This is a genomic window from Marinicauda salina (genome assembly GCF_003122085.1).
Classification (GTDB): Bacteria; Pseudomonadota; Alphaproteobacteria; order Caulobacterales; family Maricaulaceae; genus Maricicauda_A; species Maricicauda_A salina.
In genome coordinates this window covers 25,834-43,921 of the sequence record NZ_QEXV01000005.1, presented here as the reverse complement: position 1 = coordinate 43,921, position 18,088 = coordinate 25,834, and the positions used below count along the sequence as shown (strand labels likewise).

Sequence of the window (18,088 nt, the reverse complement as noted above, 5' to 3'; positions counted from 1 at the left end):
TAAATCGCGGGCCATGACCTATCGCCACGCCGACCATGCGGGAAACTTCGCCGACGTGCTCAAGCATGTCGTCCTCGCCCAGTGCCTTCAGCACCTGAGGAAGAAGGACAAGCCGTGTGCGGTGATCGACACGCACGCCGGGCGCGGGGTCTACGAGCTCGCCCCGGCGGCCGCCCCGCCGCGGCCGGAATGGGTCGACGGGGTCAGACGTGTCCTCGACGCCGAGCGACCGGAGGATGTGGAGCGTGTGCTGGCGGCCTGGCTGGACGCGGTGCGCGCGGCCGATCCGGACGGCGGTCTCGCGATCTATCCCGGCTCGCCGGCGATCGCCGCGCATCTCATGCGCGATACCGATCGGCTGCATCTGTGCGAAACCGATGAAGACGCGGCCGCCGCGCTCGACGCCCGGTATGCGAAGGACCGCCGGGTCAAGGTCGAGACGCGCGACGGCTTCAAGGCGATCGCCGCGCTGGTCCCGCCGAAGGAGAAGCGCGGCCTGGTCCTCGTCGATCCGGGCTTCGCCGATCCCGACGAGATGGCCTGGATGGCCGAAGCCGCCGCCGCCGCGATCCCGAAATGGCCGACGGGAACGTACGTTTTCTGGCGCCCGCTCACCGATATCTGGGCCGCCGAGCGCTTCGACGTCGGGCTCGCCGAATGGCTGATCGCCGAGCAGGGCTTCGCCCCGGAGAAGATATTGCGCGCCGATCTGTGGGTCCGCGATCTCGACGTCGGCGACGGGCTCGCCGGGGCGGGCGTGGTGGTGATCAATCCGCCCTTCACGCTCGAGGCCGACCTGCTCGCCGCGCTGCCCTGGCTCGCCGAAACGCTCGCGCAGGGCGAGGGCGCGGGCTGGCGCCTCGACGGGGCGTTCACCGAGGAAAGTCTGACGACGGAGGAATTCTAGAGCCCCCTATTCGGCGGGCTCTTCCTCATGGACGCCGGGCAGGGCGTAGAGCCGGCCGCGCTCGGTGATGACGACGATCATCAGCGCGATCGCGCCCAGCAGCGCCATGCCGGCCACCAGCGGCGTGACCGAGCCGTCATAGGTCTGTCCGATCGCCGAGCCCAGCACCGAGCCCACCAGCGAGGTCGTCGCGCCGTACAGCGCCGCGGTCGTGCCCGCGCGCTCGCCGGCGGGCTCCATCACGAGCGCGGAGAAGTTCGCCCCGATCATCGCGAACAGCATCATCGCCGCGCAGGTGAGCGCGTAATAGGCCCAGAAGGGCAGCGGTCCGGAGAACGACAGCAGGGCGTGGACCGAGTTGATCGCGATGAAGAGGACGAGCGCGGTGTGCGACAGCCGCCGCATGCCGAGCCGGCCGACGAGGCGGGCGTTGACGATGTTGGCCAGGGCGAGCCCGATCGCGACGCCTGCGAACAGCGGCCCGAACCAGGCCTCGAGCCCGTAGAGCCCGCCGATCACCTGCTCGGAAGAGGCCAGGAAGGCGAACAGCGAGCCGAAGATGAGCCCGCCGGCGGCCATGTAGCCGACCGTGACGCGGCTCCTGGCGGCGAGCACGTAATTGCGCGTCGCCGCGCGGACATTGAACGGGATGCGCGCGTCCTCGGGCAGCGTCTCGGGCAGGCGGATCTGCATCCACGCGAACAGCCCGCCCGAGGCGACCAGCAGGAAGGCGAAGATGTACTGCCAGCCGCCGACGAACAGGATGCCCTGGCCGATCGTGGGCGCGAAGATCGGCGCGGCCATGAACACCGTCATGGCGAAGCTCATGATCTCGGCCATGCGCCGGCCGGAGACGAGGTCGCGGATCACCGCCATCGCCACCACGCGGCTGGCCGCGACGACGGCGCCCTGCAGGGCGCGGGCGGCCAGCAGCCACTCGAAGCCCGGCGCGGCGATGCACAGCCCGGTCGCGGCGGCGTAGCCCGCCAGCGAGAGCATGAGCGTGCGCCTGCGCCCGATGGCGTCGGCGACCGGGCCGAAGACGAGCTGGGCGATTCCGAACCCGAACACGTAGGCGGTGATCACCAGCTGGCGCGCGTTGCCGGGCTGGTCGAAATCCTGCGCGATGTCGGGCAGGGCGGGCAGCATGATGTCGATGGAGAAGGCGTTGAGCATCATCAGCCCGCCGACCATGGCGACGAGCTCCGCCGTCGAAAGCGACGGCCGTTTCGGATCGGGCGATGAAAGCCGCACGCGTACGCCCCCGCTCGACGAATCGGCGATGGCCAACGGTATTGGCTGGGCGCGCGTTTGGATAGGGCGGGGTGGGGGCGTCGACTTTCGTTTCGGCATCCCCGGTGAGGCCGGCCCTCGTCCTTCGAGACGCCCCGATCCCCTCATCCTGAGGAGGCCGCGAAGCGGCCGTCTCGAAGGACGGGGATCGGGGCCCTCAGGATGAGGGCCCTCAAAGAGCGACCGCGTCCTCGCCCCTCACCCCTCATATCCGGGCTCGTCGTCATAGGGCCAGCCGGGCGGGTAGTCGTTCGGGACGCGGCCGGGAAATGCGGGCGCGCGCTTTTCCAGGAAGCTCATCACGCCCTCGGCCGCGTCGGCGCTCATGCCGCGATGCAGGATGGCGCGGGTCTCCTGGCGATGGGCGTCCATGGGGTGGCTCGCGGTGAGCATCCGCCAGGCCATGCGCCGCATCATCGCCACCGAAACCGGCGCGGTCGCCTCGGTGAATTCGCGCGCCTTCGCCTTCGCCGCCTCGAGCACCTCTCCGGCGGGGACGACGGTCGAAACGAGGCCCTTCTCGAGGCCCTCCTCGGCGCGGAAGGTCCGCCCCGACAGCGCCCAGTCGAGCGCGGTCTCGATCCCGACGATGCGCGGCAGGAACCAGCTCGCGCAGCCGTCCCAGGCGATGCCGCGCTTCGTGAAGGGATAGGCCATTTTCGCGCCCGCCGCGGCGATGCGCGCGTCCATGGGCAGGATCATGGTCGCGCCGATGCCGACCGCCGCGCCGTTGATCGCGGCGATCACCGGCTTCTCGCTCGCCCAGATGCGCAGATTCATCACCCCGCCGGTGTCGCGCCAGCGCGGGTCGGTCTCGTCGAACTCGCCGGTCTCGGCGGCCCGCGCCACCGCGTTGAACGTCTCCGCGCCCGTCGACAGGTCCGCGCCGGCGCAGAAGGCCTTCCCCGCGCCGGTCACGATCACCGCGCGCACCTCGGGATCGGCGTCGCTCATGTCGAAGGCCGCGGCGACCTCCTCGCCCATTTTCGGCGTGAAGGCGTTCATCGCGTCCGGACGGTCGAGCGTGAGGATCGCGATACTGTCCTCGACGGCGTAGTCGATGGTGGCGAAATCGCTCATAACCGGCGGGCTCCTGAAGGCGACGCGGCGCTGGCCGAAGCCCGCGCATTGCGCGTAATCTCGGTTTCCGCAACCGTGCACCGCCGCGCCGCGAGGCTCAATGTCCGACAACAAGCAGCCGACCCCGAAACAGCGCGAGGAGGCCGTCGCCAAGGCGAGCACCGTCGAGGGCGAGAAGGCCGAAAAGCGCGTCACCCAGCGCGTGCGCCTGGGCGCGCTCGCCATCTTCGAGATCGTCCGCCGCGAAGGCGCCGAGGAGCTGCAGCGCCCGGCGAGCTCGCTGTGGTGGTCGGGCGTCGCCGCCGGCCTGGCGCTGGCGATGAGCGCGGCGACGGCGGGCATGATCCACGCCGCGCTGCCGCCGGGGCCGGCGCGCGAGCTGCTGATGCCGCTGGGTTACGTGATCGGCTTCCTGATCGTGGTGTTCGGCCGGCTGCAGCTGTTCACCGAGAACACGATCGCCGCGGTGCTGCCGCTGGCGGCCAATCCCACGACCGAGAATCTCGTCAGCGTCGGCCGGCTCTACGCGGTGGTGTTCTCGGCCAATCTCGCCGGGGCTCTGATCGCCGCGATCGTGCTGCGCTACGTTCCCGTGCTGACCGAGACGGACCTCGCCGGCCTGCTGGCGGTGTCGCGCCACGCGCTGGAGCCCGGCTGGGGCGAGGTGCTCGCGCGCGCCGTGCCGGCGGGCTTCCTGATCGCGGCGATGGTGTGGATGCTGCCCAGCGCCAAGGGCGCGGAGTTCTTCGTCGTCACCGCGATCATCTATGTCCTGGTGCTCGGCGAGTTCACCCACGCCATCGTGGGCGCCGCCGAGGCCTTCCTCCTGCTCGTCGGCGGCGAGATCGGCGCGGTGAAGGCGCTTCTCGGATTCATCCTGCCCGCCTTCGTCGGCAACATGATCGGGGGGGCGGCGCTGTTCGCCATGCTCGCCTACGCCCAGATCCGCGACGAGGTCCGCGCCGGCGTCCGCGAACGGATGTTCTGAGGGGGCGGGCGTCACGTCCGCTGGTCGCCGGATGCACTTGAACGTGCATTCGATCTGCGCTTTTCTCCTGGTGTATGAATTTCTGGGGAACCGGGCGGGGGATCATGATCAGGAATGTTCTTGCTTGCGCGATGCTCGCGGGGCTGACCGCATGCGCATCAAATCCGCGCATTGCGACCGACTACGGGCCGGTCGCGCCGCCGGCGCGGATCGTTCTCATGGAGCCGGAAGTCGAGATGGGGCTTCTGACGACGGGCGGCCTCGTCGAGCCGCGCGCCGACTGGTCGCAAAGCGCGGAAGACAATCTGACTGCCGCCATGGTGGACCAGATCGAAGCCCGCGAGCACGTCGTCGTAGAATTCGATTCCGGGATCGACGCCGCCGAGCGCCAGCGCCAGCTCGTGGTTCTGCACAAGGCGGTTGCGGGTTCGGCCTTCATCCACGGACCGGACGGCGTGCTGCTTCCGCTGCCGACCAAGCAGGAGGAGTGGGACTGGACGTTGGGCGAAGGCACGGAAGTCCTCAAGGATGCCTATGACGCCGATTTGGGCCTGTTCCTGTTCGCGAACGGCTCCTACGCCAGCGCGGGGCGCATCGCGACCGGCCTCTTCGCGGCCGCCCTCGGGGTCTCCGTTCCGCAGGGTCAGCGTCTGGCGGTGGCGTCGCTGGTGGATCTCGAGACGGGAGACATCGTGTGGATGTCCTATCAGCTGGGGCACGATCCGCGCGAGGAGGAGGGCGCGGCGAATCTCGTCGACCGCCTGTTCAGCGATGCGCCTTTCTAGAGCGATGCAATCGGCCGGCGCGATCCGGATCGCCGCAATCGTTCCGCTGTGGGCTGGCCTTCTTGCGGCTTGCACGACCACGGACGTGGCCAGCCGCGAGGTGGGGGCCACGCCGAACCTGGACACTGACGAGGCGGGGCTCTGGCGGGCCATGGAGGACCGCGAAGAGGAGATCCGGCGTTCCCCGCGGCTCAACGCCGAGCCGGCGCTGAACGCTTACGTGTCCGAGGTGATGTGCCGGGTGGCGGACGAATACTGCTCCGATATCCGCGTTTATGTGCTCGACCAGCCCTATTTCAACGCGAGCATGGCGCCCAACGGCTACTCGGAAGTCTGGTCGGGGTTGCTGCTCCGCGCGGAGAACGAGCATCAGCTGGCGTTCGTGCTCGGCCACGAGGCCGCGCACTTCGTCGAAAATCATTCCATCGAACAGTGGCGCACGACGCGGAACAACACCGGTTTGGCGACGGTGTTCAGCCTTGGCGTCGCAGCAGCCGGCGCGCCGGAGCTCTCCAATATCGGTCAGCTGGCGACCTTGGCCTCGATCTACGGCTTCTCCCGCGAGAACGAGCGTGAAGCCGATGCGCTGGGCCTGCGCTTCCAGTCTGACGCCGGCTATGATCCCGCCGCGGCGGCCGAAGTCTGGCGCCGGCTCGTCGAGGAGGCCGAGGCCTCGAGCTTCGAGGAGGTCCGGGAGCGGCGCGCCCGGGCGAACATCTTCGCGACTCACCCCCTCACCAGCGAACGCATCGAGACCCTCGACGCGCTGGCCGGCGAGCTAGGTAATCCGACCCGAGGGCGCGACGCATCCGGAGGACGCCACGCCGAGGCGATTGCGCCCCATCTGCACGACTGGCTGGATCAGGAGGTGCAACGGGGCGATTACGGCCAGAGCCTGCACCTGATTGAGCGACTGCTGGCGCGCGGACGCGATCAGGGCGTGCTCAACCACCATCTCGGCGAGGTCTATCGGCTGCGAGATGAAGAGGGCGACGAGGCTCGCGCCCGCGAGGCTTACGCGGCGGCGGCAGGCTGGCCGGACGCGCCGCCGGAGACTTGGCGGCAGCTGGGCCTGCTTCACCGCGCCGCTGGCGAGCGCGCGCCGGCGCTCGCCGCGTTCCGGACCTATCTCGACAAGCGACCCGATGCGCCCGACCGCGCCTTCATCGAACATTACATAGAAAACCTGGAGGGAACGTCATGATGAGAGCGATCATCGCGACGGCCGCGGCGCTCACCCTGACGGCGTGCGCGGCCGGGCCGAGCCTCGTGGAGCCGGGTCGATACGCCGGCGCCGAGAGCTACACCATCGCCCTCGACCGCGAGTGGACCCTGATGCCGGCGGGCGTCGACCGGCGCGTGACGGTCGATTATCTCACTGTCGACGGCCCGCTTCTCAACATGGTGTTCGTGGCGGGCGGCATCGAGGACGGGGAGGGGATCGTTCGCGAGCGCAACGAGGAGCAGCCGGTCCCCGCATTCCGCTCGGGCATGAGCGAGCTGGAGTTGGCCGAGTTCGTGGCCGACAGCCTCGCGGCCCTCGAGTTTCACGACGTTGAGACGGCCGATATCCGGCCGCAGGATCTGGCGGGAACGCCCGGGGTGAGGATGGACCTCGCCGCGACGCTGGAATCCGGACTGGTCATTCGGGGCACGGCGCTGGCGGCGGCGTCGGACGGCGCGCTCGACCTGATCCTCTTCGTTGCGCCTGGCGAGCACTACTATGAGGCCTACGCCGACGATGTCGAGGCGATCATGCGCTCGGCCGCGCGGTCGGCTGCTTGAGGAGCCCCGCCCGGTTCCGGCGAAAGTTGCGCCGAGCCGGGGCCGGGCGGACTCGCGAATCGATTTCGGGAAGCGTTCAAGGCAGGCCCCGGAGGGGCTTGCAGGGTTCAGGGATGACATCCGCTCTCGGCGTCTCGCGCCCCCCGCCTTGAGGCCGGCGCCGGGGCGGTGTTTGATCGCGCCCGTCATTCGCCCGCCCTCCGGAGGTCCCATGTCCGTTCGCTCGCTCGCCGTCCTTCTCGCGCTCGCTCCGTCCGCCGCGCTGGCCCAGGAGGACGCGCCGCCCGTCGTCTACGAGGCGGCCTTCGACAACGCCGTCCACAACGAGGCGCGGATCGCGATCACCTTCTCCGAGCTGGGCGACGAGCCGCTGACCGTGCGCATGTCGCGATCCTCGCCGGGGCGCTACGCCATCCACGAATTCGCCAAGAACGTCTACGGCGTGACCGCGACCGACGCGGACGGCGAACCGCTTCGGATCGTGCGCGACGATCCCTATTCCTGGACCGTCCCCGAGCATGACGGCGAGGTCCGGTTTTCGTACACGCTCTACGCCGACCGCGCCGACGGCACCTATTCCCAGGTCGATCCCAGCCACGCCCATCTCAACATGCCCGCGAGCTTCGCCTGGGCGGAGGGCCTGGCCGACCGGCTGATCGAGATCCGCTTCGATCCGTTCGACGCCGACTGGCGCGTCGCCACCCAGCTCGCGCCCACTGACGAGCCTTACGTCTTCCGCGCGCCGGATCTCCAATATTTTCTCGACAGCCCGACCGAGCTCAGCGATTTCGACCTGCGCGAATGGACTGTCGGCGAAGGCGAGGCCGCGCAGACGATCCGGCTGGCCGTCCATCACGCCGGGACGGAGGACGACGTCGACGAGTTCGCCCGCCGCGCCAGGCTCGTCGTCGACGAGCAGATCGCCCTGTTCGGCGAGGTCCCGGACTTCGACTACGGGACCTACACCTTCATCGCCGACTACCTGCCCCATGTCAGCGGCGACGGCATGGAGCACCGCAACTCCACGATCCTGACGCGCAGCAGCGGGCTGTACGAGTCGGAGTACTCCCAGCTCGGCACGCTCAGCCACGAATTTCTCCACGCCTGGAACGTCGAGCGCCTGCGTCCGGCCGAGCTTGAGCCGTTCGACTTCACCCGCGCCAACCCGACGCCGGCGCTGTGGTTCGCCGAGGGCTTCACCTCGTATTATGACGGGCTGACCATCCACCGCGCCGGCGTCGAGGATCTCGACGCCTTCGCCGACGATATCGGCGGGCTGCTGAACTACATCGTGAACGCGCCGGGCCGGCGCTTCGCCGGACCCCAGGCGATGAGCCTGCGCGCGCCCTTCGTCGACGCGGCCACCGCGATCGATCCGGACAACAACGCCAACATCTTCACCTCCTACTATCCCTACGGCGCGGTCGTCGGCTTGGCGCTCGACCTCACGCTCCGGCGCGATCACGACACGACGCTGGACGCCTATATGCGCCATCTCTGGGAAACCCATGGCCGCAGCGAAACGCCCTATACGCAGGCCGATCTCGAGGCCGCGCTCGCCGAGACGAGCGGGGATGCGGCGTTCGCCCGCGCCTTCTTCGCGAATTACATCGAGGACAGCGGTCTGCCGGACTTCGCCCCGCTGCTGGAGCAGGCCGGGCTCGTCCTGCGCCGGAAGAACCCGGGCGCGGCCTGGCCGGGCCGGGCGCGCTTCGATCAGAACGGCGAGGCGATGGTCCTGTCGGCCAACACCATCATCGGCCAGCCGCTCTACGCCGCCGGGCTCGATCGCGGCGACGAGGTCGTGCGCCTCGGCCGCTTGGCCATCGACAGCCCCGAGGACTGGGACCGGGCGGTGTCGCGCCACGACCCCGGCGACACCGCCGAGATCGTCTTCGTCCGGCTGGGCGAGACGATGAGCGCCGAACTCACCTTCGCCGAGGATCCCGCGCTCGAGGTCGTGACCTTCGAGAGCCAGGACCGGCGCCTGTCGCGGTCCCAGCGCCGCTTCCGCGAAGCGTGGCTGGAGAGTCGCGCGGAGTAGGGGGCGCGCAGAGCCACGCGCCCTCCCTCCCCCTTGCGGGGAGGGTGGCTGCGCCGAAGGCGCAGACGGGTGGGGGGCGTTGCTTATGAAACCCCGGCCGACCGGAGGGAGAGCCGGGGCCTCCCGACAGAGCTTCCCGACATCGGTTCGCGATTCCGGTAGGTCCCGGATAGCCGCTTCGCGGCTTCCGGGATGACAATTTGATGGGCGCGTCTGGGTGTGGTCGGCCCTCGTCCTTCGAGACGCCCCGATCCCCTCATCCTGAGGAGCGAGCAAAGCGAGCGTCTCGAAGGACGGGGATCGGGGCCCTCAGGATGAGGGCCTCCCCCTAAACGTTGAACTTGAAGTTCATCACGTCGCCGTCCTTGACGACGTAGTCCTTGCCTTCCTGCCTGAGCTTGCCGGCCTCGCGCGCGCCGGCCTCGCCGCCGCAGGCGACGTAGTCGTCGAAGGCGATGGTCTCGGCGCGGATGAAGCCCTTCTCGAAATCGCCGTGGATGACGCCGGCGGCCTTCGGCGCGGTCCAGCCCTTCGGCACGGTCCAGGCGCGGGCCTCCTTCGGCCCGGCGGTGAAATAGGTCTGCAGGCCCAGGAGCTCGTAGCCGGTGTGGATGAGGCGGTTGAGGCCCGGCTCCTCGAGGCCCAGCGAGTCGAGGAATTCGGCGCGCTCTTCATCGTCGAGCACGGCGAGCTCGGCCTCGATCTTCGCCGAGATGACGACGCAGGCCGCGCCTTCCTCGGCGGCGCGTTCCTCGACCTTCCGCGAGTACGCGTTGCCGGTCGCGGCGCTTTCCTCGTCGACATTGGCCACGAACAGGACCGGCTTGGCGGTGAGCAGCTGCAGCATCCGCCATTCGCGCCGCTTGTCCTCCGGGACCTCGGCATGGCGGGCGGGCTTGCCCTCGCGCAATTGCTCGAGCGCCAGATCGACGAGGCCGAGCTGGGTCTTCGCCTCCTTGTCGCCGGTCTTGGCCTTCTTTTCGAGATTGACCCGGCGCTTCTCCAGGCTGTCGAGATCGGCGAGCATGAGCTCGGTCTCGACGGTCTCGAAATCCGCGATCGGGTCGACCGTCCCGGCGACGTGGGAGACGTCGGGATCCTCGAAGCAGCGCAGCACGTAGACCACCGCGTCGACCTCGCGGATATTCGCCAGGAACTGGTTGCCGAGCCCCTCGCCCTGGCTCGCGCCCTTCACCAGGCCGGCGATGTCGACGAAGCTCATCCGCGCGGGGATGACCTTGGCCGAGCCGGCGATGTCGGCGAGCTTGCCCAGCCGCGGCTCGGGCACGGCGACGTCGCCAACGTTGGGCTCGATGGTGCAGAAGGGGAAGTTCTCCGCCTGAGCCGCGGCGGTCTGGGTGAGCGCGTTGAAAAGCGTCGACTTGCCGACATTCGGCAGGCCGACGATGCCGCATTTGAAGCCCATGGATCGGTCCTGTTCGACGACGGCCGGCTGGAAGAGGCGATGACATAGCCGCCCGCGCCCGCCGGGATCAATCTTTCCCGTCGGCGATGCTGCAAATGGGACCGATCAGCAGGCCGGTCGCGCGGGCCGTCAGTCGGTCTGGTCGTCGATCTGCGCGCCCGGCGCGTTGGACTTCACCGACTCGATGCCGTTCATCGCGGCGGCCTTGCTCTCGTACATCTCGCTCTGGGCGATGACCTGGCCGTTCGAGGCCTTGAGCAGGAAGTAGATCTTTCCGTTGGAGGACTTCTTCAGTTCGAACTTGCCGGCCATGACTGCGTCTCCCGTTTCAGGTGGCGCGGTCATGATAGCGCGGCTCGCCCGCCCCGGACCCGGCTTGCGGCGCCGCCGGGACGATCAGTCGCGGGCCTCCCCGTTCCCCGGCGCGGGGGCGAGATGGGTGACCTTGGTCTGGAAGGCGTCGTGCTCGCCGGCCGCCAGCAGCGGGGCGGCCCGCGCGATGGCGTCGAGCAGGGGGCCGAGCCACTGCTCCTCGGCCTTGGAGAAGTCCGAGAGCACGTAGCCGCTCACCCGGTTCTTGTCGCCGGGATGGCCGATCCCGATGCGGCACCGCCGGACGTCGGGGCTGACGTGGGACGAGATCGAGCGCATGCCGTTATTGCCGCCGTGGCCGCCGCCGGTCTTGAAGCGGAACTTGCCCGGCGCGAGGTCGATCTCGTCGTGGAAGACGACGATGTCCTCGGGTGGAATTTTGTAGAAGGTGGTCGCCGCGCCGACCGAGCGGCCGGACTCGTTGTAATAGGTCTGCGGGCGCAGGAGCAGCGTCTTCACCGGGCCGGCCGGCGTCTGCAGCACGCCCTCGCTCACCAGCCCCTGAAACTTCTCCCGCCAGGGCGAAAACCCGTGATCCTGGGCGATCGCCTCGACGGCCATGGCCCCGACATTGTGCCGGTTGGCGACGTATTTCCCGCCCGGATTGCCCAGCCCGACGATCAGCAGCATGACGCCGTCTCCGGATGGAAAAAGGGCGGCCGCGAAAGGGTTTCGGGCCGCCCTGGAAACTCGCGGTGAGGCGGAGGCCTATTCGGACTTCTCGCCCTCTTCGCCTTCCTCGCCGCCTTCTTCGCCCTCGGCTTCCTCGCCCTCTTCGCCCTTCTGGGCGATGACCTCGGTCTCGATCTCCTCCTCGGCGGGCTCCTCCTCCTCGACGAGGGCGCGCGAGCCCTGGATCGTCAGGATGGTGAAGTCGCGATCGGTGATCGTGGGCGTGACCTTCTCGGGCAGATTGATCGACGAGATGTGCACCGAGTCGCCGATCTCGAGGCCGGCCACGTCGGCTTCGAGATATTCCGGGATCGAGCCGGCCGGGCAGTCCACCTCGACGGAGTGGCGGACCATGTTCATCACGCCGCCGATCTTCAGGCCCGGCGACTCCTCTTCGTTGATGACGTGGACGGGCACCTCGACGGTGATGATGGTGTCGGCCTCGACGCGGTAGAAGTCGACATGCATCGGCTCGTCGCGCACGGGGTGGAACTGCACGTCGCGCGTGAGCACCGACTGCTTTTCGCCGTTGTGGTCGAGCTTGACCATGTTGGCCAGGAAGCGGCCCGAGTTGAGCGCGCGGACCACCTCGTTGGACTTGAGGCTGATCGCGACGGGGTCCTTGCCGCCGCCGTAGAGCACGCCGGGGACTTCGCCATTGCGGCGGGATTCGCGGGCGCCGCCCTTGCCGGTGCGCTCGCGCACCTCGACGGAGAGAACGATATCGCTCATCGGTCCGGTCCTTAAAAAACAAACGCCGTATCAAACGCGAACGCCGCCGTCGGCGGCGGCGTTCGGGCGCGACGGCCGTCCATCGCGTTTCGAGCGGCGGCTAATAGCCCATCAGGCCGGACCGTGCAACACTCCGGCCGGGATTCTCGCGGCGAAGCGCAGTCAGGGGGGAGCCTCCGCACGCATGTGCTTTTCCGCCGCCGCGAGCTTCACCGCCGCCGCCGGCCTCGCCGCGGCCGGCGTCGCCTGCCAGGTCGGCGCGCGCGACCCGCGCGAACGCCTGCTCGCCGCCTTTCCTTCGCTGTTCGCCGTCCAGCAGGCGGTCGAGGGCGTGATCTGGCTCAGGCTCGCCGACGCGCCCGGGGCGGGCGAGGGCGCGCTGCCCGGTCTTTCGGCGATCTATCTCGCATTCGCTTACGTGGTCTGGCCGGCGATCACGCCGGCGGCGGCCTGGCTCATCGAGCCAAATGGCCTGCGCCGGAAGGCGATGCTCGCCGCGGCCGGGCTGGGCGCCGGCGTCGCGTTCTATCTGTTGTGGACGCTGGCGACCGGGACCTATCTGGCCGAGGCCCGGGACGGCCACATCGCCTATTTCGCCGACGCCGATCCTCCGCTCGCCGTCGAGCTCGCCTACGCCGTCGCGGTGATCGGTCCGCTGGCGATCAGTTCGCATCGGGCCGTCCAGGTCTTCGGCGCGGTCGTCGCCGCGGGCGCGGCGGTGAGCTATTTCGGCCTGCCCTGGGGGCGGGCCTCGGTGTGGTGCTTCTTCGCCGCGGCGGCGAGCGCGGTCCTGGTGTTTCATTTCTTTCGCCGGCGATAGCGGCTCGCCGCGAGTTGAAACGCGCCGCGCCTCCTCCCCTCATCTTACTTCTCCCCTCCATGAGGGGAGAAGAGACGCCGGCGTCGGCGTCCGAATCCTGAACGGTCGAGCCGGGCTCCAGTCCCTCTCCCCCTTCAAGGGGGAGAGGCGAAGGTGAGGGGGTGGGGCGCCCGGTTCGCGATCGCGGGCGCTTCAAGTTCTCTGGGTTCCCGCTTTCGCGGGAATGACGACGTAGGGGGCTCTACTTTTCGTTCGTCATCCCCGAAGCCGAAGGCTGTCGGGGATCCAGAGGGGAAGGACGCCCCCTAATCGAACAGCTTGGAGACCGACTCGTCGTTGGCGATGCGGCGGATGGCCTCGCCGAGCAGCGGGGCGACGGACAGCGCGCGGACATTCTTCGCGCCGACCAGCTTGTCGTTGGAGTCGATGGAGTCGGTGACCACCAGCTCGGCCATCTCGGATTCGCCGATGCGTTCGACGGCCTTCCCCGAGAGCACGCCGTGGGTGATGTAGGCCGACACCTCGGTGGCGCCGCGCTCCTTCAGCGCGGCGGCCGCGTTGCACAGCGTGCCGCCGGAATCGATGATGTCGTCGAAGATGATGCAGCGCCGGCCGTCGACGTCGCCGATGATGTTCATCACCTCGGCCTCGCCCGGGTGCGGGCGGCGCTTGTCGACGATGGCGATGTCGGCGCCCAGTCGCTTGGCCAGCGCGCGGGCGCGGACCACGCCGCCGACATCGGGCGACACGATCATCAGGTTGTCGGTGTCGTAGTTCATCCGGATGTCGGTCTCCATCGCCGGGGTGGCGAAGAGATTGTCCGTGGGGATGTCGAAGAAGCCCTGGATCTGGCCGGCGTGGAGATCGAGCGTGAGCACGCGGTCGGCGCCGGCGCCGGCGATCAGGTTGGCCACCAGCTTGGCGGTGATCGGGGTTCGCCCGCCGGTCTTCCGGTCCTGCCGGGCGTAGCCGAAATAGGGGATGACCGCGGTGATCCGCCGGGCGCTCGCGCGGTTGAGCGCGTCCATGCAGATCAGCAGCTCCATGAGATGGTCGTTGGCCGGCTTCGAGGTCGGCTGGATGAGGAACACGTCCTCGCCGCGCATGTTCTCGTCGATGCGCACGAACAGCTCGCCGTCGGCGAAGGTCTCGATCTCCACGTTCGACAGCGGCGCGTCGAGATAGTCCGCGATCGCCTTCGCCAGCGGCTTGTTGGCGGTTCCGCACATCAGCTTCATCGGGAAACGGGCCTCTTCCGGACTGGGGTCGCCGCGCTCATAGCAGAGCCGCGCGCGCGCCGGAAGGCGTGCGGCGCGATCAATCCCCGTCCGGGTACGGAGAAAGCCCCGGCGGGTCGGGAAGCGCCGGGCTCGAGATCGCCATCACCTTGAACAGCGCGCCCATCTCGGCGGGGTCGGTGAGGCGGTGGAGCTGGCGGGCGATCGTCGCCTTCCGGTCGGGACGCGTCTGGGCGAGCGCGGCGGCGCGGGCCTCGATCCCCAGACCGGCCAGGAAGTCGCCCTGCCCGGCGGGGCCGTGGACGGCGAGGCCCGCCGCGCGGGCGGTCTCGGCCAGGCGCGCGAAATCGACCCAGGCGGTGAGATCGGCGGTTCCGGGCGCGTCGAGCGGGTCGACCTTCTCATGGGCGCGGATCGCCTGCAGCGTGTCGCCGGCCTCGCTTTCGGCCGCGCCGTAATCGATGAACAGCGCCCGGCCGGGATCGGTCCTGAAGCGGCCGGCCAGCGTCTCGACGATCTGCGCGTCGCCGGGCCTGAGCTCGACGAGCGTCCCGTCGGGGGCGCCGCGCAGCGCGGCGGGGATCAGCGTTTCGTCGGCGCCGAGCGCGGCGCCCAGCATGAAGGCGAAGCCGGTCTCGTCTTCGGGATCGATGCCGACGCAGCGCTCGCGCCAGCGGCCCTCGTGCTTCACCGCCTGGCGGATCGGCAGGCAGTCGAGGAACTCGTTGGCGAGCACGATCGACGGACCGGCCGGGACGTCCTCCAGCGCGCCGGCCCAGTCGACCGGGACCGGGCTGTCGGCGAGCGTGCGGGCCTGGACCATCTTCAGCGCCGGGCTCGCCTCGACCAGGGTCACCCGCGCGGCGTGGAGGAAGTCCGGCGCGAGCCGGCCCGCGCGCAGCGCGTCGTGCATCATCGTGGCCTTGCCCGGGCCCAGCTCGACCAGGCGGACCGGGTTCGGCGCGCCCATCGCCCGCCAGCTCTCGACCGCCCACAGCCCGACAAGCTCGCCGAACATCTGGCTGATCTCCGGGGCGGTGATGAAGTCGGCGCCCGCGCCCAGCGGGTCCTTGGTCGCGTAGAAGCCCGCGACGGGATCGAACAGGGCCTCGGCCATGACCGCCGAGACGGGCAGGGGGCCCTCGGACTTGATGCGCGCGCGCAGCGCCTCGGCGATGCGCGCGGCGGGGGCGTCGGCGTCGCCGGTCACGCTTCGGCCGGCCGCGCCGTCCCGCCGACGGGGGCGCGGTTGAACGCCCGCCAGATCAGATACCCGCCGGCGATGATCAGCGGCAGGGACAGGATCATGCCCATCGTGACATAGCCCTGCAGCGCCTCGGGCATGTGGGCGTCGGGCTCGCGGACGAGCTCGACCAGGCTGCGGAACACGCCGTAGCCGGCCAGGAAGACGCCGGTCGCGAGGCCCGGCCGCGCCAGCCCGCGCAGGCGGAAGATGACGAAGACGAGAATCCCGAACAGGGCGAGCCCCTCCAGCCCGGCCTCGTAGAGCTGGCTGGGATGGCGCTCCAGGCACAGCGGATCGGCGGCGAAGCGCATGCCCCAGGGCAGGTCGGTCGGCCGGCCCCACAGCTCGCCGTTTATGAAATTGGCCAGCCGGCCGAAGAACAGCCCGATCGGGGTGGCCGCGGCGACGCCGTCGGCGACGCGCATGAGCGGCGCCTTGTGGGCGCGCGCGGTGAAGACCATCGCCAGCGCCACGCCGATCAGCCCGCCGTGGAAGCTCATGCCGCCTTCCGTGATGCCGGTGACGACCCAGAGCGGACGCTCCCAGATCGCCGCGGTCTGGTAGAACAGGACATAGCCGAGTCGGCCGCCGCCGATCACGCCGACCATCACCCACAGGAGGAGATCGTCGAGGAAGCGCCGGTCATAGGGCGCCGCGGCGGTGTTCGCGTCGCGGCTCCACAGCTGCGGGCGCTTCACCAGCTGGATCAGGTAGAACAGGCCCCCGAACAGCCCGGCGATATAGGCCAGCGCGTACCAGCGGATGGGAATCGGGCCGATGCTCACGAGCACGGGATCGAGCAGGTCGAAGCTGGGCTGGCAGGGCTCCATGGCGGGGCTCCGGCTGGTCGCGGACACGGGCGCGCGCTGGCGCGCCGCATTGCGCGGCCCGCCGTCGAGCGCCTATATGGGCTCTATAGCAGAGCACGCGGTGATGTCATGCAGTCGCGCAATCCCTTTCTCTCCGACATGGCCGACCTGATGACGGACGCGTTCAGCGCCGCCCAGGCCGCCGGCGAGGAGGCGCGCGCGGTGTTCCACGCCCGCGCCGAGCGCATGGCCGCCGAACTCGACCTGGTCACGCGCGAGGAATTCGAGGCCGTCCGGGCCCAGGCCGCGGCCGCCTCCGAGGAGGTCGAATCACTGCGCGCCCGCGTCGAAAAACTCGAGGCCGCGGCGAAGAAGCCCGCGCGCTCGAAATCGACGACGCCCCGCAAGACGACGAAAAAATCTTCCAGCTGAACACCTTGAACCGCCGGCGGCCGGCGCTGTTGCGCGCGCCCGAAGGACGGGCGTACGGTCGAACAAGGGCGCGAGTCGCCGGTGCTTCGAGGGGAGGCGCACGCCATGCATCTAGAAACTGACGAAACCGTCGAGAGATTCGACCCGCTCGAAGCCGTCGAGCAGGCGGTGATCGCCGAGCAGCACCCGTACGAGCGCGACGACATGGAGCTGCATCTCGCCGTGCCCGGCGAGTGGCGCGATCACCAGATCTGGTTCGCCTGGCGCCCCGAGATCAATGTCATGCACGTTTGCGCCAGCCTCGAGCTCAAGGCGCCCGACGGGCGCTATCGCGACGTGTGCGAGCTGGTCGCGCGGATCAATGAGCGCCTCTGGCTCGGCCATTTCGACGTCTGGGCCGAGGACGGCTCGATCATCTTCCGCCACGCGGTGACGACGCCCGCCGGCGAGGGCCTGTCCGCGCCGCAGGCCGCCGGCCTGATCGCGGCGGCCAAGGAGGCCGGCGAGCGGATCTATCCCGCCTTCAACTATCTCATGTGGAGCGGCAAGAGCGTCGAGGAGTCGGTGTCGGCGGCGATGTTCGACACCGTCGGCGAGGCCTGAGGCGGCGCCATGAGCGGCGGTGACGGCACGCTGGCCCTGATCGGGGCGGGCCGCATGGGCTCCGCGCTCGCCGCGGGCTGGCTGGCGAAGACGCGCGGCGGGGTCGCGCCCGACAAGCTCGTCTTCGTCGATCCCCAGCTCGCCGGCCGCGCCGCCGAGCTGGCCGAGACCTACGGGATTCGTCATGTTTCCGAACTCGACGCCGAGACCGCCAAGGGCGTCGATCGCGTCGTGCTGGCGGTCAAGCCCGGCCTCGTCGGCGAGACGCTCGACGCGCTCGCCGGGCGCCTGCCGGACGACGCGCTGGTGATCTCGGTGGCCGCCGGCGTGCCCCTCAAGTCCTTCGACAAGCGCCTGGCCGGCCGTCCGGTCGTGCGCGCCATGCCCAACACGCCCGCCGCGATCGGCAAGGGCGTGACGGTCTGCGTGGCCAATGAAGCCGCCGACGACACGGCCATCCGCGACAAGGCGACGAAGCTCCTCAAGGCGGGCGGCCAGGTCGAATGGGTCGACGACGAGCGCCTGCTCGGCGCGGTGACCGGCGTGTCGGGATCCGGGCCGGCCTATGTCTTCCTGTTCTGCGAGGCGTTGGCCGCGGCCGGCGAGGCCGAGGGCCTGCCGCGCGATCTCGCCGAGCGCCTGGCCGTGGCGACCGTCTCCGGCGCGGGCGCCATGCTCGAGGCCGGCGACGGCGACGCGCGCGAGCTGCGCCGCATGGTCACCTCGCCCGGCGGCACGACGCAGGCCGGGCTCGACGCGCTGATGGCGGGTTCCGGCCTGCCGAGCCTGGTGCGCAACGCGGTCAGCGCCGCCGAGCGGCGTTCACGGCAGCTGGGCAACGAGAGCGAGTAGGCCG

Annotated in this window: 19 protein-coding genes; 10 read left to right on the top strand and 9 right to left on the bottom strand. The window is 69.7% G+C overall.

What is annotated here, in order from left to right:
• The first annotated feature begins 13 nt into the window (after positions 1 to 13).
• Positions 14 to 907 (top strand): 23S rRNA (adenine(2030)-N(6))-methyltransferase RlmJ, encoded by an 894-nt coding sequence (locus tag DDZ18_RS10890; RefSeq protein ID WP_109253431.1) that lies wholly within the window; start codon positions 14 to 16, stop codon positions 905 to 907.
• 6 nt (positions 908 to 913) lie between these two features.
• Here DDZ18_RS10890 and DDZ18_RS10885 read toward each other — a convergent pair whose 3' ends face one another.
• Positions 914 to 2,161, bottom strand: coding sequence for a multidrug effflux MFS transporter (locus DDZ18_RS10885; protein WP_233245810.1), 1,248 nt, complete (start codon positions 2,159 to 2,161; stop codon positions 914 to 916).
• 237 nt (positions 2,162 to 2,398) lie between these two features.
• Positions 2,399 to 3,280, bottom strand: coding sequence for an enoyl-CoA hydratase-related protein (locus DDZ18_RS10880; RefSeq protein WP_109253429.1), 882 nt, complete (start codon positions 3,278 to 3,280; stop codon positions 2,399 to 2,401).
• A gap of 100 nt (positions 3,281 to 3,380) precedes the next feature.
• Here DDZ18_RS10880 and DDZ18_RS10875 point away from each other — a divergent pair, with 100 nt between their 5' ends.
• The 5 genes from DDZ18_RS10875 to DDZ18_RS10855 all read left to right on the top strand — a co-directional run bounded on the left by DDZ18_RS10875 (position 3,381) and on the right by DDZ18_RS10855 (position 8,882).
• On the top strand, positions 3,381 to 4,268 hold the full coding sequence (locus DDZ18_RS10875) for a formate/nitrite transporter family protein (RefSeq protein ID WP_109253428.1): 888 nt from the start codon (positions 3,381 to 3,383) through the stop codon (positions 4,266 to 4,268).
• Between the two features lie 74 nt (positions 4,269 to 4,342).
• On the top strand, positions 4,343 to 5,053 hold the full coding sequence (locus DDZ18_RS13915) for a hypothetical protein (RefSeq protein WP_158272134.1): 711 nt from the start codon (positions 4,343 to 4,345) through the stop codon (positions 5,051 to 5,053).
• Between the two features lie 85 nt (positions 5,054 to 5,138).
• Positions 5,139 to 6,257, top strand: coding sequence for a M48 family metallopeptidase (locus tag DDZ18_RS10865; protein WP_158272133.1), 1,119 nt, complete (start codon positions 5,139 to 5,141; stop codon positions 6,255 to 6,257).
• Positions 6,254 to 6,838: a hypothetical protein gene (locus DDZ18_RS10860; RefSeq protein ID WP_109253425.1), complete on the top strand. Its 585-nt coding sequence runs from the start codon at positions 6,254 to 6,256 to the stop codon at positions 6,836 to 6,838. The genes DDZ18_RS10865 and DDZ18_RS10860 overlap by 4 nt, the downstream gene beginning before the upstream one ends.
• Before the next feature lie 211 nt (positions 6,839 to 7,049).
• Positions 7,050 to 8,882, top strand: coding sequence for a M61 family metallopeptidase (locus DDZ18_RS10855; protein ID WP_109253424.1), 1,833 nt, complete (start codon positions 7,050 to 7,052; stop codon positions 8,880 to 8,882).
• Between the two features lie 328 nt (positions 8,883 to 9,210).
• On the opposite strand, the gene ychF is transcribed toward DDZ18_RS10855, so the two are convergent.
• From ychF to DDZ18_RS10835, 4 genes are all read right to left on the bottom strand, one after another.
• Positions 9,211 to 10,308 carry a redox-regulated ATPase YchF gene (gene ychF, locus DDZ18_RS10850; protein WP_109253423.1) on the bottom strand — a complete coding sequence of 366 codons (1,098 nt, stop codon included), beginning with the start codon at positions 10,306 to 10,308 and terminating at the stop codon, positions 9,211 to 9,213.
• A gap of 129 nt (positions 10,309 to 10,437) precedes the next feature.
• The gene (locus DDZ18_RS10845) at positions 10,438 to 10,620 is read right to left on the bottom strand and encodes a YegP family protein (protein WP_109253422.1); all 183 of its coding nucleotides are present in this window, start codon (positions 10,618 to 10,620) and stop codon (positions 10,438 to 10,440) included.
• Between the two features lie 84 nt (positions 10,621 to 10,704).
• Positions 10,705 to 11,310 (bottom strand): aminoacyl-tRNA hydrolase, encoded by a 606-nt coding sequence (gene pth, locus DDZ18_RS10840; RefSeq protein ID WP_109253421.1) that lies wholly within the window; start codon positions 11,308 to 11,310, stop codon positions 10,705 to 10,707.
• Positions 11,311 to 11,388: 78 nt separating this feature from the next.
• On the bottom strand, positions 11,389 to 12,084 hold the full coding sequence (locus tag DDZ18_RS10835) for a 50S ribosomal protein L25/general stress protein Ctc (protein ID WP_109253420.1): 696 nt from the start codon (positions 12,082 to 12,084) through the stop codon (positions 11,389 to 11,391).
• A gap of 184 nt (positions 12,085 to 12,268) precedes the next feature.
• Here DDZ18_RS10835 and DDZ18_RS10830 point away from each other — a divergent pair, with 184 nt between their 5' ends.
• Positions 12,269 to 12,904: a DUF6629 family protein gene (locus tag DDZ18_RS10830; protein ID WP_109253419.1), complete on the top strand. Its 636-nt coding sequence runs from the start codon at positions 12,269 to 12,271 to the stop codon at positions 12,902 to 12,904.
• 305 nt (positions 12,905 to 13,209) lie between these two features.
• Here DDZ18_RS10830 and DDZ18_RS10825 read toward each other — a convergent pair whose 3' ends face one another.
• The 3 genes from DDZ18_RS10825 to lgt form a co-directional block, all read right to left on the bottom strand.
• Positions 13,210 to 14,142, bottom strand: a complete 933-nt coding sequence (locus DDZ18_RS10825) for a ribose-phosphate pyrophosphokinase (protein WP_109253418.1) — start codon at positions 14,140 to 14,142, stop codon at positions 13,210 to 13,212.
• A 79-nt stretch (positions 14,143 to 14,221) separates the two neighbouring features.
• Positions 14,222 to 15,352, bottom strand: a complete 1,131-nt coding sequence (locus tag DDZ18_RS10820) for a class I SAM-dependent methyltransferase (protein ID WP_233245809.1) — start codon at positions 15,350 to 15,352, stop codon at positions 14,222 to 14,224.
• Entirely contained in the window at positions 15,349 to 16,218 is an 870-nt protein-coding gene (lgt, locus tag DDZ18_RS10815; RefSeq protein WP_109253417.1) for a prolipoprotein diacylglyceryl transferase, read from the bottom strand. Before lgt ends, DDZ18_RS10820 begins: the two co-directional genes overlap by 4 nt.
• Before the next feature lie 108 nt (positions 16,219 to 16,326).
• On the opposite strand from lgt, the gene DDZ18_RS10810 reads away from it, so the two are divergent.
• The 3 genes from DDZ18_RS10810 (at position 16,327) to proC (ending at position 18,084) form a co-directional block, all read left to right on the top strand.
• On the top strand, positions 16,327 to 16,629 hold the full coding sequence (locus DDZ18_RS10810; protein ID WP_109253416.1) for an accessory factor UbiK family protein: 303 nt from the start codon (positions 16,327 to 16,329) through the stop codon (positions 16,627 to 16,629).
• Positions 16,630 to 16,734: 105 nt separating this feature from the next.
• Positions 16,735 to 17,232 (top strand): type III secretion system chaperone family protein, encoded by a 498-nt coding sequence (locus tag DDZ18_RS10805; RefSeq protein WP_109253415.1) that lies wholly within the window; start codon positions 16,735 to 16,737, stop codon positions 17,230 to 17,232.
• A 9-nt stretch (positions 17,233 to 17,241) separates the two neighbouring features.
• Entirely contained in the window at positions 17,242 to 18,084 is an 843-nt protein-coding gene (proC, locus tag DDZ18_RS10800; RefSeq protein ID WP_109253414.1) for a pyrroline-5-carboxylate reductase, read from the top strand.
• The last annotated feature ends 4 nt before the right edge of the window (positions 18,085 to 18,088 follow it).

Bases quoted from the DNA above. Each gene is read 5' to 3' on its own strand.
- DDZ18_RS10890 (WP_109253431.1), top strand. From the start codon at position 14: ATGACCTATCGCCACGCCGACCATGCGGGAAACTTCGCCGACGTGCTC.
- DDZ18_RS10880 (WP_109253429.1), bottom strand. From the start codon at position 3,280: ATGAGCGATTTCGCCACCATCGACTACGCCGTCGAGGACAGTATCGCG.
- DDZ18_RS10875 (WP_109253428.1), top strand. From the start codon at position 3,381: ATGTCCGACAACAAGCAGCCGACCCCGAAACAGCGCGAGGAGGCCGTC.
- DDZ18_RS13915 (WP_158272134.1), top strand. From the start codon at position 4,343: ATGAATTTCTGGGGAACCGGGCGGGGGATCATGATCAGGAATGTTCTT.
- DDZ18_RS10860 (WP_109253425.1), top strand. From the start codon at position 6,254: ATGATGAGAGCGATCATCGCGACGGCCGCGGCGCTCACCCTGACGGCG.
- DDZ18_RS10855 (WP_109253424.1), top strand. From the start codon at position 7,050: ATGTCCGTTCGCTCGCTCGCCGTCCTTCTCGCGCTCGCTCCGTCCGCC.
- ychF (WP_109253423.1), bottom strand. From the start codon at position 10,308: ATGGGCTTCAAATGCGGCATCGTCGGCCTGCCGAATGTCGGCAAGTCG.
- DDZ18_RS10845 (WP_109253422.1), bottom strand. From the start codon at position 10,620: ATGGCCGGCAAGTTCGAACTGAAGAAGTCCTCCAACGGAAAGATCTAC.
- pth (WP_109253421.1), bottom strand. From the start codon at position 11,310: ATGCTGCTGATCGTCGGGCTGGGCAATCCGGGCGGGAAATACGTCGCC.
- DDZ18_RS10835 (WP_109253420.1), bottom strand. From the start codon at position 12,084: ATGAGCGATATCGTTCTCTCCGTCGAGGTGCGCGAGCGCACCGGCAAG.
- DDZ18_RS10830 (WP_109253419.1), top strand. From the start codon at position 12,269: ATGTGCTTTTCCGCCGCCGCGAGCTTCACCGCCGCCGCCGGCCTCGCC.
- DDZ18_RS10825 (WP_109253418.1), bottom strand. From the start codon at position 14,142: ATGAAGCTGATGTGCGGAACCGCCAACAAGCCGCTGGCGAAGGCGATC.
- lgt (WP_109253417.1), bottom strand. From the start codon at position 16,218: ATGGAGCCCTGCCAGCCCAGCTTCGACCTGCTCGATCCCGTGCTCGTG.
- DDZ18_RS10810 (WP_109253416.1), top strand. From the start codon at position 16,327: ATGCAGTCGCGCAATCCCTTTCTCTCCGACATGGCCGACCTGATGACG.
- DDZ18_RS10805 (WP_109253415.1), top strand. From the start codon at position 16,735: ATGCATCTAGAAACTGACGAAACCGTCGAGAGATTCGACCCGCTCGAA.
- proC (WP_109253414.1), top strand. From the start codon at position 17,242: ATGAGCGGCGGTGACGGCACGCTGGCCCTGATCGGGGCGGGCCGCATG.